General features: G+C 55.9%; 14 protein-coding genes. 4 read left to right on the top strand and 10 right to left on the bottom strand.

What is annotated here, in order from left to right:
* Positions 1-7 precede the first annotated feature (7 nt).
* Genes EYC98_RS04085 through gshB form a run of 3 tightly spaced genes read right to left on the bottom strand, consistent with a single transcriptional unit; the run spans position 8 to position 2,468 of the window.
* On the bottom strand, positions 8-592 hold the full coding sequence (locus EYC98_RS04085) for a YqgE/AlgH family protein (protein ID WP_279244028.1): 585 nt from the start codon (positions 590-592) through the stop codon (positions 8-10).
* Positions 593-630: 38 nt separating this feature from the next.
* Positions 631-1,503, bottom strand: coding sequence for an energy transducer TonB (locus EYC98_RS04090; RefSeq protein WP_279244029.1), 873 nt, complete (start codon positions 1,501-1,503; stop codon positions 631-633).
* An 11-nt stretch (positions 1,504-1,514) separates the two neighbouring features.
* Entirely contained in the window at positions 1,515-2,468 is a 954-nt protein-coding gene (gshB, locus tag EYC98_RS04095) for a glutathione synthase (protein WP_279244030.1), read from the bottom strand.
* Between the two features lie 147 nt (positions 2,469-2,615).
* Between gshB and EYC98_RS04100 the strand changes: the two genes are divergently transcribed.
* The gene (locus tag EYC98_RS04100) at positions 2,616-3,866 is read left to right on the top strand and encodes an alpha/beta hydrolase fold domain-containing protein (RefSeq protein WP_279244031.1); all 1,251 of its coding nucleotides are present in this window, start codon (positions 2,616-2,618) and stop codon (positions 3,864-3,866) included.
* Between the two features lie 9 nt (positions 3,867-3,875).
* On the opposite strand, the gene EYC98_RS04105 is transcribed toward EYC98_RS04100, so the two are convergent.
* From EYC98_RS04105 to EYC98_RS04135, 7 genes are all read right to left on the bottom strand, one after another.
* Positions 3,876-5,270, bottom strand: a complete 1,395-nt coding sequence (locus tag EYC98_RS04105; protein WP_279244032.1) for an FAD-binding oxidoreductase — start codon at positions 5,268-5,270, stop codon at positions 3,876-3,878.
* A gap of 39 nt (positions 5,271-5,309) precedes the next feature.
* Positions 5,310-5,726 carry a PaaI family thioesterase gene (locus EYC98_RS04110; protein ID WP_279244033.1) on the bottom strand — a complete coding sequence of 139 codons (417 nt, stop codon included), beginning with the start codon at positions 5,724-5,726 and terminating at the stop codon, positions 5,310-5,312.
* Between the two features lie 27 nt (positions 5,727-5,753).
* Positions 5,754-6,482: a 16S rRNA (uracil(1498)-N(3))-methyltransferase gene (locus tag EYC98_RS04115; RefSeq protein WP_279244034.1), complete on the bottom strand. Its 729-nt coding sequence runs from the start codon at positions 6,480-6,482 to the stop codon at positions 5,754-5,756.
* A 2-nt stretch (positions 6,483-6,484) separates the two neighbouring features.
* On the bottom strand, positions 6,485-7,324 hold the full coding sequence (gene metF, locus EYC98_RS04120) for a methylenetetrahydrofolate reductase [NAD(P)H] (RefSeq protein WP_279244035.1): 840 nt from the start codon (positions 7,322-7,324) through the stop codon (positions 6,485-6,487).
* A gap of 14 nt (positions 7,325-7,338) precedes the next feature.
* Positions 7,339-8,721: an adenosylhomocysteinase gene (gene ahcY, locus EYC98_RS04125; protein ID WP_279244036.1), complete on the bottom strand. Its 1,383-nt coding sequence runs from the start codon at positions 8,719-8,721 to the stop codon at positions 7,339-7,341.
* Positions 8,722-8,806: 85 nt separating this feature from the next.
* Positions 8,807-9,961 carry a methionine adenosyltransferase gene (gene metK / locus EYC98_RS04130; protein ID WP_279244037.1) on the bottom strand — a complete coding sequence of 385 codons (1,155 nt, stop codon included), beginning with the start codon at positions 9,959-9,961 and terminating at the stop codon, positions 8,807-8,809.
* Positions 9,962-9,986: 25 nt separating this feature from the next.
* Positions 9,987-10,988 (bottom strand): metalloregulator ArsR/SmtB family transcription factor, encoded by a 1,002-nt coding sequence (locus EYC98_RS04135; protein WP_279244038.1) that lies wholly within the window; start codon positions 10,986-10,988, stop codon positions 9,987-9,989.
* A gap of 194 nt (positions 10,989-11,182) precedes the next feature.
* Between EYC98_RS04135 and tkt the strand changes: the two genes are divergently transcribed.
* Genes tkt through EYC98_RS04150 form a run of 3 tightly spaced genes read left to right on the top strand, consistent with a single transcriptional unit; the run spans position 11,183 to position 15,420 of the window.
* On the top strand, positions 11,183-13,180 hold the full coding sequence (gene tkt / locus EYC98_RS04140) for a transketolase (protein ID WP_279244039.1): 1,998 nt from the start codon (positions 11,183-11,185) through the stop codon (positions 13,178-13,180).
* Between the two features lie 22 nt (positions 13,181-13,202).
* The gene (locus EYC98_RS04145) at positions 13,203-14,213 is read left to right on the top strand and encodes a glyceraldehyde 3-phosphate dehydrogenase NAD-binding domain-containing protein (RefSeq protein WP_279244040.1); all 1,011 of its coding nucleotides are present in this window, start codon (positions 13,203-13,205) and stop codon (positions 14,211-14,213) included.
* Positions 14,214-14,250: 37 nt separating this feature from the next.
* Entirely contained in the window at positions 14,251-15,420 is a 1,170-nt protein-coding gene (locus tag EYC98_RS04150; RefSeq protein WP_279244041.1) for a phosphoglycerate kinase, read from the top strand.
* Positions 15,421-15,439: the final 19 nt, after the last annotated feature.

A 15,439-nucleotide genomic window follows, 5' to 3' on the forward strand; every position in this document is an offset into this window, starting at 1 on the left:
TCGCTGCTCAAGCGTGACCTGCTTCACCGGACAACAGGTTAAGATCGATGCCCAGACCGGCGGCCGCGGCTATTGCCCGGTTTTGGTAGGGCGTATCAAATATTATGGCGCTGTCTGCCGGTAGCGTTAGCCAGCTGTTTTCCAGAATTTCATGTTCGAGCTGACCCGCGCTCCAGCCCGCGTAGCCCAGAGTAATGACGGCGTTTTCAAGACCGTCGTCAGCCGCCAAAGCGGCCAGTATATCTCGCGAGGTGGTGAGATGAATGTGGTCTGTTACTGCCACCGAAGAGTCCCATTGCCGCTCTGTCGGTTGGTGTAAAACAAACCCTCGATCTGGTTTTACCGGGCCCCCTGCCAACACTGGTACATCGCCCCATTGGCCGTATGCGTCAAGTTCCAGGTGCTTGAGAACATCTCCAACACTGAGGTCAAGCGGGTGGTTGATTACCAACCCCATGGCGCCCTGCTCATTGTGCTCGCAAATATAGGTGATGCTGTGGGAGAACATGGCATCGGTCAGGCCCGGCATGGCCAGCAGAAAATGATTGCGCAGCGAGCTGAATGTAGTGTCGTTGTTTTCGTGAGCGGGCATAACGAGCTAGTGGCTCCGGTTGATAGCTGACAAACGGATCAGCCCTGCTCAGAGCTTAACTGATTTTGTTTGAATTTCCATGTCCTGATAATCTCCAGACGATCCACATTTTTTCGCAGCTCTGGTGGAAACGGATCATACGGCGCAGCCATTCGAACAATGCGTATGGCTGCTTCGTCCAGTACGGCGTGTCCGGAGGAAGACAAGACCTCAATGTTTTCAATGGTACCGTCGTAGCGTATCGCCACCATGAGTCGCAGATCTCCGTAAATACCGTAACGCCTTGAGGCGACCGGGTAGTAGCGGTTACCGATGGCCTCTACTTTGCTACGCCAGCTATGCAGGTAGGCTGCATCTTCCGCCTGTTTTGCTGACAGTGAAGTCAGCCTGCGCACGCGCGGACGTTCGGCAAACTCTTGCTGTTGCTGGTCGAGCCTGGCTTCCAGACTGGCAATACTGTGACTTAACTCGCGCAGCAGCGGGTCGGTGCCGGGGGCATCCAGTGGTTCTGGCTCCGCCTCCTCCGGCTTGCGCCAGATGCTGGCATCGGCAGCTCCAGTGGTGGTCACTGTCAGTTCCTCCTGCTTACTCTCTGGCTTGAGCCGGGCGCTGGCAGAGGTTTGTTGAATCTGGTTGTCGGAAAAGTCGGCCAACCGGCGCGTGGTGATTTCCGCCTGCTCTGCCAATGTCCCACTGCCTTCCTGGTTGGCTTGAGCAATAAATCGCGCGTCATCGGGGGCCTGGCTACTTTGGTAGCGAGCCAGAGTGACTTCCAATTGTGGCGACACCGGCGCCTGGTCCGACGCCGCAAAACCTACCCCTAGAATCACTATGACGTGAAGACTCAGCGCCAGGAAAGCGAAAAAGCCTAATGCCTCGCTGCCGGTGGACGGATTGCTGAGTGTCGCCACGCGGGGTCGCCCTAACGCGATGCCAGATGGGCGCTGATGCTGTCCATTAGCTGGCCACCAATATCGAGGCCCTGCGCCCTGTCAATCTCTCGAATGCAGGTAGGGCTGGTCACGTTGATTTCGGTCAGGTATTCCCCGATCACGTCCAGGCCGACGAAAATCAGACCCTTTTCACGCAGCGCTGGCCCTACTTGCTCTGCTATCCAGCGATCGCGGTCGGTTAGTGGCTGTGCCACGCCCTGGCCGCCGGCCGCCAAATTTCCGCGCAGCTCACCCGCCAATGGCACCCGTGCCAGACAATAGGGTATGGGGGTGCCGTCAATCATCAGGATGCGCTTGTCACCGTTGATGATCTCTGGGATATACCGTTGCGCCATAATGGTTGTGGTGCCGTAATTAGTCAGTGTTTCCAGAATCACGCTGAGGTTAGCGTCATCCGGCTTAACCCGAAAAATAGCTGAGCCACCCATGCCGTCCAGCGGTTTGTAGATGACATCCTCGTGGGTGGCGTAAAAATCCTTGAGACGGTCGTTGTCGGCACTGACCAGTACCGGCGGACAGCACTGCGGGAACTGAGTGGCAAACACCTTTTCATTGCAGTCGCGCAGACTCTGGCAGCGATTGACGATAAGCGTGCCCTGACGTTCAGCCTGTTCGAGTATATAGGTGCTGTAAATGTATTCGTTGTCGAAGGGGGGGTCCTTGCGCATCAGGATGACGTCCAGACTTGCCAGTTCTGCGACCGCTGGTTCGCCCAGCGTGAACCAGGCTTGCGGATCGCGTGCCACGGATAGCGGCGCCAGTTTGGCCATGCCAATACCCTGATCCAGGAACAGGTCTGACTGCTCCATGTAATGGAGCTCCCAGCCGCGATCTTGCGCGGCCCATAGCATAGCCATGGTGGTGTCTTTCATGTAGCTGAGTTGGCTGATGGGGTCCATGACGACCCCGAGTTTGATACTCATAATACTGTTGCTGCCAGTGGCTGAAGTGGCCCTAACTTACGCAACTGCTGGCATTGGTGCAAGCTGTGCAGCTGTGCGAATGACGGGCTAGGGAAAACCGCTATGGTACCCTAGAATAGTGTGAGTTTATCCTGTGAGAATAGCGTTATGACCTTGTCCGGTTTTTATCTAGGCTTGTCCATTTTCAATGGTATCGCCGTATTGTGTGCGCTGATTCAGGCGCGTCGACTCTACTTTATGTTACCCGTCTATTTCATGCTGGCTTGGCCGGTGGGGGAAATGGCATTTATTTTGTTGGGCTTTCAGGTCGCTACTACGGTCGTGGTGGGGTTTTTCGGTGGTCTCGTTAGCGCCGGTGGTCAGCTGGGCCTGTTGCTGTTCGCCTTGTCCTGGATGGGCATGCTCTATCTGCACCGCCAGTCTATGGACAGTGCAGGAGTATTTTCACGGGCGCTGGCGACGGGGCTTGGCAATGACTACCGGCAGCAGATACCGGCACCGCGGCGGGCAGTGTTACGCGACCACATAGAATCCGCCGAGTGGACCCGGCCTTTTAAAATGCCGCGCCCGGGAGTAGTCACCCATCGGAACTTGTCATACGGCGATGCTGGAGAGCGCAATTTGCTCGATGTCTATCAACCAGCCGTGCCGCGGGAGGGGGGGTTTCCCATCTTGTTGCAGGTACATGGTGGGGCCTGGATGATCGGTAACAAGCAGCAACAGGCATTGCCGCTTATGTATCATTTGGCTCAAAGAGGGTGGCTCTGCGTCACCATCAATTATCGACTGAGCCCTAAGCACGCCTTTCCCGAGCACATCATTGATGTGAAAAAAGCTATTGCCTGGATTCGTGAGCACGCGATGGAGTACGGTGGTAACGCCGGGTTTCTGGCTATAACCGGTGGCTCAGCCGGTGGGCACTTGTCTTCTTTGGCGGCGTTAACGCCCAATAAGCCAGAATGGCAGCCCGGATTTGAAGATGTTGATACTTCTGTTGATGCGGCGGTGCCGATTTACGGAGTTTATGATTTTACCGACCGCGACAATATACGCGGTGATATGGCCATGGAAAGTACCTTAAGCAAGCACGTCATGCAGACGCGTCTGGCCGAAGATCGCGAGAGTTGGGAGGACGCCTCACCGTTGTCGCATGTTTCTGATCAGGCGCCGCCTATGTTTGTTTTGCAGGGCACCCATGACTCACTGGTGTGGGTAGAGGAAGCGCGTAATTTTGTGGCGCAAATGCAGTCTCATTCCAATAACGCGGTGGTTTATGCGGAGTTGCCCGGTGCCCAGCATGCGTATGAAATATTCCACTCAGTGCGCACCGATTATACGGTTAATGCGGTGACTGATTTCCTTGAGTGGAGCTACGCCCAGCACGAAGTCAAAGGCTAGTTTTTAGGGCTATATGTCGATCACTTTACCGCGGTTGAGAATCGTTAGCGGGTCCAAGGTGGTTTTGAGCGCGCGCATCAACGCTATTTCACTGTCGCTGCGGCAGGCTGCGAGCCACGCTTTTTTCTCTTCGCCGATGCCATGCTCGGCGGAAATGGAGCCATGGAATTCCTTCAGTGGACCGTAGATGCCTTCATCAAGGCATGCTTTGATAGTTTCGTCATAGCCACCCACAGACGCGCAAAAGTGCAGGTTTCCATCACCGACGTGCCCAAATACATAAAAGTGCCCGTCGGGGAAGTCTTGTTCCCAGGCGGCGAGAACACGTTGTCGATAAACGTCCATATCAGCGATGGGTACGCTGACATCAAACAGATAGGGTTGCCCGAAGCGAAATACCTGCTCGACATTATCGCGCAGTGCCCATAGCTCGGCTGCCTCCTGCTTGGTCTGAGCGATCACCGCGTCGACAATCGTGCCCTGCTCCAGGAGGTCACCCAGTACATCTTCAAATTGCGCTTTGTCACGCGATGGATCGCTGCCCAGGGTATCAAGCAAAACATAGAGCGGATAGTCTCCCAGCGGAGCTCTGCAGCCAGACTCGGCGTCAGACACCAGGGTATAGAAGTCGGGCCACATCACTTCGAAGGCGGACAAAGTGCCACCGAAGGCTGCATCCAGATGGTTGAGAATCTGGGTAACTGCAGCAAAATCAGGGCAGGCGACCAGTGCCACCTGATGCGAAGCCGGTGCTGGCTGCAGGCGCAGGATAACTCGGGTAATAACGCCCAATGTGCCCTCGCTGCCAACGAACATTTGTTTGATATCGTAGCCAGCATTGTTCTTCAGCATTTTGGTCATGGAAGAGACCACGCTGCCATCGGCGAGCACAACTTCCAGCCCCAGCAACTGGCTGCGCGCCATACCATAACGCAGTACCCGGTTGCCGCCGGCGTTGGTTGCCATGTTGCCGCCTATGGTGCACGAGCCTCTGGCGCCCAGATCCAGCGGGAATAACAAATCGGCGGCGGCCGACGCGTCCTGAATCGCCTGTAATGGAACGCCGGCTTGAGCCGTCAGGGTGCGACCCGTGCGGTCCAATTCTTCAATCTGATTCATCCGTTCCAGCGACAGGACTATTTCATCAGGCTGGGTGAGAGCGCCGCCAACCAGTCCGGTCAGCCCGCCGTGAGTCACAATCGGTTGCTGATGCTGATGGCAAAGAGCTAGCACCTGACTGACTTCTGCGGTTGAACGGGGTCGTAGAATGGCTGCCGCGGCGATGGTATCGGGTCGCCAGATGCCGGCAGAGCGCCCGCTGACATCGGTGCCACGCAAGACCCCACCGGGGCTAAGGGTGTGTTCCAGTTGGTCCAGCAAGCCCGATAAATCGATGTGCGTCATAACGCTATTTCCTGCCAACGACGAACGACACCTGACAGCTTAGCGCGCGCGGACCAATTTTGCAGTGGTTGTTGCCGTGGCGGTTAGTACCCCGTCGTCATTGAAGAGCTCTCCACTCATGAAGCCGATGCTGCGCCCGACTTTGAGAAGTTTACCGGTGGCGTTGAAAACGCCAGCGCGTGACGGCTCCAGAAAGGTGGTTTTGATTTCCAGTGAGGCGATGTTAAGAATGTTGTCTTCCAGCGCAAATGCCGCATGTGACATGGCCGCGTCAAGCATCGCGGTGACAAAGCCGCCCTGTACGATGTCGCCGGAATGACAGTAGTCGGTACTGATGTCAAAACGGATGGTGCAGTTTAGTGCAGTGGTGTCAGCTGCCGTTATCTCTGCCCCCATTAAATTAAGAAAGTGGGGTTTGTTGGCATTGAGTCGGGCCAGGGTTTCGGAGTTGCTCACAGACTGAGTTCCTTCTTCAGTAGTTACTTAGTTCATATCACCCCAGCGGGCCTGCAGAATAGCCAACGCCGCTAATGGGGCAGTTTCGGTTCGCAAGACTCGTGTACCCAGCGCCAGTGGCAGAAAGCCGTAGCGTTCACTGGCCTGGATCTCGGTCTCGGTGAGGCCACCTTCGGGGCCAATCAGTAGCGCGACACTGCTCGGTGCTGGACTTTCCAGCGCACTGTTTTCGCTGCGGTGGTGCAAAACCAGTTTCAGCTGGGCAGTACTGGTGTCGGCCCAGTCCGCAAGGGTTAGTATCTTGCCAATGTCAGGGACTCGGTTGCGCCCGCACTGCTCACAGGCACTGCGCGCTATTTGGCGCCAGTGTAGTATTTTCTTGTCGGCGCGGTCCTGTTTCAATCGCACTTCACAGCGCTCACTGGTCAGCGGCGTCATCGACTGTACGCCTAGCTCGGTGGCTTTCTGGACTACCCAGTCCATGCGCTCGCCGCGAGACATGACAATGCCCAGATGGACCTGCAAGGGCGACTCTGCTTCGCGAGGGTTGTACTCAGTGGGGATAACGGTCACCCGCTTGCGGTCGCTGCTGTCTATAACCGCCAGAAACTCGCCACCGCTGCCATTAAACAGGGTTATCGTTGCGCCGGATTGTAAGCGCAGTGCGCCGCTGACATGACGTGCCGCAGCTGATTCCAGCTCCACCGTTGCACCCACAGCCAACGCTTGGTCGGTATGAATTCTCGGTGTCGTCAAGACTACCCCAGGCCCAGGTTATGGTAGATCTGCGTAGTCGGTTCGACCTGGTTCATGGTGTAGAAGTGAATGCCTGGACAGCCGTTGTCGAGCAGTGTTTGGCACATCTGGGTAACCACTTCGATACCAAACAGGCGAATGCTTTCCGCATCGCCTTGATAACTCTCCAGCTTTTTGCACATCCAGCGTGGTATTTCGGCACCGCAATTGCGCGAGAAACGGGCCAGATTTTCATAATTGGTTATGGGCATAACGCCGGCATAGATCGGTTGTTCGATACCGGCTGCCTGACACTGCTCGAGAAAATAGAAGTAGGCTTCCAGGTTATAAAAATACTGGGTTATAGCGTGATTGGCACCGGCATCGAACTTCAGTTTCAGGAAGTTAACGTCACTCTGGTAAGACTCCGCCTGCGGATGGATCTCCGGATAGGCCGCCACCGCAATGTCAAAGTAATCACCATGGCGCTCACGCACGAACTCTACCAGCTCGTTCGCATAAACCAGCCGTGCACTGCCCATGCCGGAAGGCATATCACCGCGCAGGGCAACCAGGCGTTTGACGCCCAGGTTGCGATACTCGTCCAGAAGTGCGCCGATGGCTTCTTCCCCGTCGCCACCGAAGCTGAGGTGAGGTGCTATATCGATACCTTCAGCGGTTATGGCGCGGACAATGTCCAGGGTATTGTCGCGTGTAGAACCACCCGCTCCGTAAGTGCAGGAAAAAAACTCCGGACCCAGTTGGTTCAGGGCCGGTGCCGTTTCCTGTAGCAGTTTGTCCCTCCCCGCCGGGGTTTTCGGCGGGAAGAACTCAAAACTGATCATCGGTTTGGTCTGGCTCATGCTGCTCTGCTGCCTCAGTACTTATAAGATTCCGGCTTGTAAGGGCCAGCGACCTTAACGTTTATGTACTTGGCCTGCTCGTCAGTGAGACGCGTCAACACTCCACCAAAGCCATTGACCATGTGCGCGGCAACTTCTTCGTCCAATTGCTTGGGCAGCACTTCGACGCTGAGAGCGGATGGCTTCATGTTGTCTTCCAGGTCGGCAAACTTGCGCTCATAGAGGAAGATCTGTGCCAGCACCTGATTGGCGAAGGAGCCATCCATGATTCTTGATGGGTGACCCGTTGCGTTGCCGAGATTAACCAAGCGGCCCTCTGACAGCAGGATCAGGTGGTCTTTGCTGGCGCGATCACGGTAGATAGTGTGGACCTGCGGCTTGACCTCTTCCCACTCCCAGTTATCACGCATGTAAGCGGTATCAATTTCGTTGTCGAAGTGACCGATGTTGCAGACCACGGCGCCATTCTTCAAGGCTTTGAGAACCTGACTGTCACAGACGTTGAAGTTACCGGTGCAGGTAACCAACAGGTCGATATTGCTCAACAGTTCTGCATTGGCGCCATCGGCAACGTTGCCATTGTAGTAGGGAGACACTACTTCAAAGCCATCCATACAGGCTTGCATAGCACAGATCGGATCGATTTCTGAAATACGTACGATCATACCTTCCTGACGCAGCGACTGGGCTGAGCCCTTGCCGACATCACCGTAGCCAATACACAGGGCTTTCTTACCTGACAGCAGGTGGTCAGTGGCACGTTTGATGGCGTCATTGAGGCTGTGTCGGCAGCCGTACTTGTTGTCGTTTTTGGACTTGGTGACCGAATCATTCACATTGATGGCGGGTATCTTCAGGCTACCCTCTTCGAGCATCTCCAGCAGACGGTGAACGCCAGTAGTTGTTTCCTCGGTAACACCGTGGATATTGTCCAGCATCTCCGGGTACTTCTCGTGCAGCATACCGGTCAGGTCGCCGCCATCATCGAGCACCATATTGCAGGCCCAGGGCGTGCCATCCCGGAGGATAGTCTGTTCGATGCACCACTCATATTCTTCTTCAGTCTCTCCCTTCCAGGCGAAAACCGGTGTGCCGGCTGCGGCAATAGCGGCGGCGGCGTGATCCTGGGTGGAAAAAATATTGCAGGACGACCAACGCACGTCGGCGCCCAGTTCTGTCAGGGTTTCAATCAATACGGCAGTCTGAATGGTCATATGAATGCAGCCGATGATGTTGGCGCCCTCCAGCGGTTGGCTGTCGCGATACTTGTCGCGCATGGCCATCAGCGCAGGCATTTCAGTTTCAGCGATTTCAATTTCGCGACGGCCCCAGCTCGCCAGTGCGATATCGGCTACCTTGAAATCTTCAGTAGTGTTCAGTTGCTCAGCAGTACTCATTTTCTAGTCCTTTGGTTGTTGCCGGATACATATCCGGTCGTTTCTGTGCGTTAGTGCGCCGGCTTATGCTGGCGTCACTGTTGTTTCAGACAGCAGCCTTTAAGGCCGCCGCTTTGTCGGTGTTTTCCCAAGTGAAATCGGCCAGCTCGCGACCAAAGTGGCCGTAGGCAGCTGTTTGACGATAAATCGGCCGCTTCAGGTCGAGCATAGCGACCAGCCCGGCCGGGCGCAGTTCAAAGTGCTCGCGCACCAGATCAACAATGATGTCGTCAGAGACGTGGCCGGTGCCAAAGGTGTTGATGGAGATAGACGTGGGCTCTGCCACTCCAATCGCATAGGACACCTGAATTTCGCAGCGATCAGCGAGGCCGGCGGCGACGATATTTTTGGCAACATAACGGCCGGCGTAAGCCGCAGAACGGTCAACCTTGGACGGGTCCTTGCCAGAGAATGCGCCACCACCGTGACGTGCCATACCGCCATAGGTGTCGACGATGATCTTGCGTCCGGTCAGACCGCAATCGCCGACCGGGCCACCGATAATGAACTGGCCGGTGGGGTTAATGTGATAAAGCGTGTCCGCGTGCAGCCACTCTGCCGGCAATACGGGTGCAATCACGTGTTCCTTGATCGCTGCCTGCAGGTCTTTCAGGCTAATATCTTCATCGTGCTGGGTGGACAGTACCACTGCGTCGATAGCGACCGGCTTGCCGTTTTCATAGCGCAACGTTACCTGGCTCTTGGCATCCGGGCGCAGCCACGGCAGTGTTCCATTCTTGCGCAGCTCTGCCTGGCGCTCGACCAAACGGTGCGAGTAGTAAATAGGGGCTGGCATCAAGACGTCAGTTTCATTGGTGGCATAACCGAACATCAGGCCCTGATCGCCGGCGCCCTGCTCTTTGTCGTCAGCTTCGTCGACACCCATAGCGATATCGCTGGATTGCTCTCCGATAGCGTTGAGAACTGCGCAGGTAGCGCCGTCAAAGCCGACGGTTGAACTGTCGTAGCCAATATCGAGAATGGTTTGACGGACGATTTCTTCCAATTTGATGTGCAGACCCTTGGTAACTTCGCCGGCCACTACTGCCATACCGGTCTTGACCATGGTTTCTACCGCAACTCGGGCATTGGGATCCTGTTCCAGATAGGCGTCCAGGATCGCATCCGAAATTTGGTCAGCCATTTTGTCAGGGTGACCCTCGGAGACTGACTCCGAAGTAAAGACTGCATATTCACTCATACTATTGGTCCTTTTCTAGAAATTATTACGAGTGGCCGAACAGGCGCACCTGAGTTTGGAATCCATTACGTTGCGCCAGATACTCGCTGGCAATTTCGCGCAGCCCGGCTTGCTCTGCCCATGCCCCAAGATCGGTGGGCTCAAAGCCTAACCAGACATCGCCACAGCTTTCTCGGGCCCAAGCCTGATCGTGGCTGCACAAATCGGTGATTAAAAGCACCCCTTTGGGTGCCAGGCAGGCCGCCAGATCTCTGAATATAGCGGCCGGAGACGGGGTGTGATGCAGCACCATATTGACAACAATACAGTCAGCCTGGATACCGCGATGGGCGGCGTCACTGGTGTCGCCGTCGATGAACTCAATATTGCTCAGGCCACCAGCGGCGGCTGTTACGCGCGCCTGCTCCAGCATTTCCGGTGCACTATCCAGCGCGATGACCCGCTCGAACTGTGGTGCCAAATGAGCCAGAAAGGCGCCGTCACCGGGGCCTACCTCTAGCGCCAGCTGATGGTTTCGCAGGGGCGCATCACTAATAAGCTGGGCTACCGTTTCAGCGTATTGCCCGTAGCTAGCTATGAGGTCTTGCTGGGCTCGAAACTTTTCGGCATTTTGTTGGAAGAAGACCTGAGACAGCTGTTGGCGCTGGATCTGTAGTTCCTGCAACCGCTGTTCAAGCTCTTCGGGTAGCGGCAGTTGATTGATGCATTCCAGTAATTGGTGCTGCAGGTCGTTTAATTCCGGCAGTCGAGCCAGCGGTGCGCGCCGGTAAAAAATCGTATTGCCCTCGCGCTGCCTGACCACGGCGCCGGCGTTGGCGAGTACTTTCAGGTGGTGGCTGAGCGCCGGTTGGCGCATCTGAAAGACGCTACAGAGCTCTAGCACGGCAAAGGAATCCTGGCGCAGCACGCGCAGTATTTGCAGGCGCAGTGGATCGCCGGCTGCCTTACAGAGGTGCGCCAGATCGCTGGCAGCAGAAGCTTCTATAGTGGCAGAAGGGTCTGCTGATGTGGGCTCGATAGCTAACATGGCCGCGCAGTGTAGCAGAAGCGCAATCTATATCAAAATAAATTGATATAGATGTTTTTGGCCGTCTGAATCGCTTCAACAAGCTCGCCAGCTTCGATATTTGTGAAAAATATCGTCAGTTGATTGCTGTTACCACCCTGTTACGCGAAAATGGCGCTCCACTTTCCCAGCCCCCCCTGCAACAGGAGCAGCTCATGCCGTCCCGAACAGAACTAGCCAATGCCATCCGTGCGCTTAGTATGGACGCGGTTCAACAGGCCAACAGCGGACACCCTGGCGCACCCATGGGTATGGCAGATATTGCCGAGGTGCTGTGGAATGATTTTCTGCAGCACAACCCAGGTAACCCGGACTGGCCCAATCGCGATCGTTTTGTGTTGTCTAACGGGCACGGCTCGATGTTGATTTATTCGCTGCTGCATTTGAGCGGGTATGACTTGCCGATGGCGGAACTGAAGAACTTTCGCAAGTTGCACAGCAAAACCCCTGGCCACCCAGAGTATGGCTATGCACCCGGTGTAGAAACCACCACCGGCCCGCTAGGTCAGGGTATTGCCAATGCGGTGGGCATGGCGTTGGCGGAAAAAGTGTTGGCGGCACAGTTTAACCGGCCCGGACACGAAGTTGTGGATCACCATACCTATGCCTTTACCGGTGACGGCTGCCTCATGGAAGGCATTTCGCATGAAGTCTGTTCGCTGGCGGGAACACTTGGACTGGGCAAGCTGGTTTTGTTTTACGACGACAATGGCATTTCAATTGATGGTGAAGTCGAAGGTTGGTTCACCGACGATACCCCGGCGCGCTTTGCCGCCTATGGCTGGCAGGTGCTGGCGAATGTGGATGGACACGACCCTGAGGCACTGACTGGCGCCATTGAAGCCGCGCGTGCGAATGACGCACAGCCAACGTTAATTTGCTGCAAGACTATTATTGGGAAAGGCTCACCCAATAAGCAGGGTACCGAGGCGGTGCACGGTGCGGCGCTGGGAGCAGAAGAAGTGGCGGCAACCCGGCAGGCGCTAGGTTGGACGCATGCGCCTTTTGAAGTGCCCGATGATATTTATGCTGGCTGGAATGCTGCTGAGCGCGGAGCTGCGCTTGAGGCGCAATGGGAGCAGCGCATGACGGCCTATGCGGCTGCGGAGCCAACCTTGGCGGCTGAACTGAAGCGCCGCCTGGCAGGTGATTTGCCCGCTGATTTTGTTGAGCAAGCTGATGCTTACATCCAGCAATGCCAGACCGATGCCGCGACTATCGCCAGTCGTAAAGCCTCGCAAAATTCGCTCAATGCCTATGGGCCACTGTTGCCGGAATTGTTGGGAGGATCAGCCGATCTTGCTGGTTCTAACCTGACACTGTGGAGCGACAGCGTTGGCGTCACTGCAGCAGCGCCTGGCGGTAACTACATCTATTACGGCGTGCGTGAATTTGGCATGTCCGCCATTATGAACGGTATTACCCTGCACGGCGGTTTCAAGGCCTATGGCGCTACCTTCCTCATGTTTATGGAGTACGCGCGTAATGCAGTGCGGATGGCGGCCTTGATGAAGCAACCCGCAATCTTTGTCTATACCCACGATTCTATCGGTTTGGGTGAAGACGGCCCAACGCACCAGCCGGTAGAGCAGTTAACCAGCCTGCGCTCAACCCCCAATCTTAATACCTGGCGGCCCTGTGATGCGGTAGAGTCCGCGGTGAGTTGGAAATCAGCTATAACCCGCAGTGACGGCCCTTCAGCCCTGATCTTTTCACGTCAGGCGTTGCCGCACCAGGCGCGTGATGGCCAGCAGCTTGACGATATCAGTCGTGGTGCCTATGTGCTCAGTGACGCTGACGGTGAACCCGAACTGATTCTGATAGCGACTGGATCAGAAGTAGGTCTGGCCATGGATGCTGCAACGGCACTGCGCGACAACGGTCGGCAGGTACGCGTTGTGTCTATGCCTTGCGCAGAAGTGTTTTGTGCTCAGGATGCTGCCTATCGTGAGGCGGTGCTGCCCAGTCAAGTACTGGCGCGGGTGGCTATTGAAGCTGCACACGAAGATTATTGGTATAAGTTTGTCGGGCTTGATGGTCGCGTGGTGGGTATGAGTACCTTCGGGGAGTCAGCGCCCGCGGGTGATCTTTTCGCCCACTTTGGCTTCTCTGTTGCTGCGGTGGTTGAGACCGCCGAAGACATTCTGCTGTAACGGCGACTGCGAGTAAGCAACGATGGCTAGACTGGCTATTAACGGCTACGGCCGTATTGGTCGCAGCGTATTGCGGGCTCTATTTGAGCGCGACGAAGAGGCGGCGTTAAGCGTGGTGGCGGTTAACGAACTGGCCGACAGTAAGACCGCTCTGCACCTGACTCGCTATGACTCCACCCACGGTCGCTTTCCGGGGTCGGTGGAAGCTACCGCCGGGGGTATGAATGTCAACGGCAGTCATATCGAGTTATTGAGTCATGCGGATCCGGGAGATTTACCCTGGGCCGAATTAGGCGTGGACCTGGTGCTGGAATGTACGGGTGCATTTGATGACCGTCGCACCGCAGAAAAACACCTGCAGAGGGGCGCCGGCCGCGTCCTTTTCTCGCAGCCTGCGCGGGCGGATGTAGACCTCACGGTGGTCTACGGCGTCAACCAGAGCGAGCTGTTGTCTACCCACAGTATTGTGTCGGCGGCATCCTGTACCACCAATGGAGTGGTGCCGGTTATTGATGCCTTGGACCGCGCCTTTAGTATCAAGACCGGAACCATAACTACCATTCATTCGGCCATGAACGACCAACCGGTGCTGGATGCCTATCACCACACGGATTTGCGCAAGACACGCGCGGCCGGGCAGTCGATTATCCCGGTAGATACTGCGCTGGCGCTAGGTATTGAGAGGATTTTGCCGCGCTTCGGTGGCCGGTTTACCGCCCAGGCGCTGCGAGTTCCAACGCTCAATGTGTCCGCCATGGACTTAACGGTGTTGGTTGACAAGCCAGTCACCGAGGCGGAGGTCAATCTCCTGTTGCAGCAGTCCGCGCTAGGAGAGTATTGCGGTGTATTGGGGTATACCGAGGAGCCTTTAGCGTCCTGTGACTTTAATCACGACCCACATTCAAGCACCATAGATGCCAGCCAGACGCGAGTTAGCGGTCAGCATTTGGTAAAAGTGCTGGTCTGGTTCGACAACGAATGGGGCTATGCCAATCGCATGCTGGATATCAGCAGGCATTGGCTGGCACTGTAGAACACTTTTTCTTAACCGACGGACGGAGATCACCACTATGGGCGTTAAAGTATTGCGGATGGATGAGCTGTCATTAGCGGGCCAGCGAGTATTGATTCGTGAAGATCTTAACGTACCGCTAAAGGCTGGCGCCATCACTAGTGATGCTCGTATTGTGGCGGCCCTGCCGACCATTAAACAGGCGTTGAGCGCGGGAGCGTCAGTTATCCTGATGTCGCATCTAGGGCGGCCCGTGGAAGGCGAATTTGCCCAAGAGTTCTCAATGGCGCCAGTAGCTGATTACCTGACTGCTGCGCTGCAGCAACCGGTGGCTCTGGTTCGCGATTGGCGCGAGGAGTTTACTGTGGCCGCCGGAGAGGTGGTAATACTGGAGAATGTCCGCTTCAACGTTGGTGAAAAAGCCGACGCAGATGAGCTGGCACAGGCCTATGCCAGCCTCTGCGATATCTTTGTGATGGATGCTTTTGGTACGGCACACCGGGCTCAAGCGTCGACGCATGGCGTTGCCAAATTTGCCCCCACGGCATGTGCCGGGCCTCTACTGTGTGCGGAACTGGAAGCGTTGGAGCAAGCACTTGCTAACCCTGAAAAGCCTATGGTTGCTATTGTCGGAGGCTCCAAGGTGTCTACAAAGCTGACAGTGCTAGAGGCCTTGGTGGATAAGGTAGACCAACTGATTGTGGGAGGCGGCATTGCTAATACCTTCCTCGCGGCGGCGGGTTATCCGGTGGGGGGTTCTCTGTGCGAGCATGAGTTGCTGGACCAGGCTCGCGACTTGATGAGTAAAACCTCTATACCACTGCCCGTTGATGTGGTCACCGGCCTGGAGTTTTCCGAGAACGCCACAGCAACCTTAAAGTCTGTGGAGGAGGTCACGGATCAGGACATGATTTTTGACATAGGGCCGCAGAGCGCGGAGGCTGTGACTGCGATCTTGCGCGACGCCAAGACCATTCTCTGGAATGGACCCGTAGGCGTGTTTGAGTTTGATCAGTTTGGGGGTGGTACCGAGGCACTGAGCCGGGCGATAGCGGCTAGCGATGGTTTTTCGCTAGCCGGGGGTGGTGACACTTTGGCGGCAATTGACAAATATGGCATAGCCGATAAGGTTTCTTATATTTCTACCGGTGGCGGTGCCTTTCTGGAGTTTGTGGAGGGCAAGGTTTTGCCCGCCGTGGCCATGCTGGAGCAACGGGCACAAGACTGAATGGGTCAGCGCATTGGTT

This window comes from Candidatus Litorirhabdus singularis (genome assembly GCF_026262625.1).
Classification (GTDB): Bacteria; Pseudomonadota; Gammaproteobacteria; order Pseudomonadales; family Halieaceae; genus Litorirhabdus; species Litorirhabdus singularis.

Bases quoted from the DNA above. Each gene is read 5' to 3' on its own strand.
- EYC98_RS04135 (WP_279244038.1), bottom strand. From the start codon at position 10,988: ATGTTAGCTATCGAGCCCACATCAGCAGACCCTTCTGCCACTATAGAA.
- gshB (WP_279244030.1), bottom strand. From the start codon at position 2,468: ATGAGTATCAAACTCGGGGTCGTCATGGACCCCATCAGCCAACTCAGC.
- EYC98_RS04085 (WP_279244028.1), bottom strand. From the start codon at position 592: ATGCCCGCTCACGAAAACAACGACACTACATTCAGCTCGCTGCGCAAT.
- tkt (WP_279244039.1), top strand. From the start codon at position 11,183: ATGCCGTCCCGAACAGAACTAGCCAATGCCATCCGTGCGCTTAGTATG.
- ahcY (WP_279244036.1), bottom strand. From the start codon at position 8,721: ATGAGTACTGCTGAGCAACTGAACACTACTGAAGATTTCAAGGTAGCC.
- EYC98_RS04100 (WP_279244031.1), top strand. From the start codon at position 2,616: ATGACCTTGTCCGGTTTTTATCTAGGCTTGTCCATTTTCAATGGTATC.
- EYC98_RS04105 (WP_279244032.1), bottom strand. From the start codon at position 5,270: ATGACGCACATCGATTTATCGGGCTTGCTGGACCAACTGGAACACACC.
- EYC98_RS04145 (WP_279244040.1), top strand. From the start codon at position 13,203: ATGGCTAGACTGGCTATTAACGGCTACGGCCGTATTGGTCGCAGCGTA.
- metF (WP_279244035.1), bottom strand. From the start codon at position 7,324: ATGAGCCAGACCAAACCGATGATCAGTTTTGAGTTCTTCCCGCCGAAA.
- EYC98_RS04150 (WP_279244041.1), top strand. From the start codon at position 14,251: ATGGGCGTTAAAGTATTGCGGATGGATGAGCTGTCATTAGCGGGCCAG.
- metK (WP_279244037.1), bottom strand. From the start codon at position 9,961: ATGAGTGAATATGCAGTCTTTACTTCGGAGTCAGTCTCCGAGGGTCAC.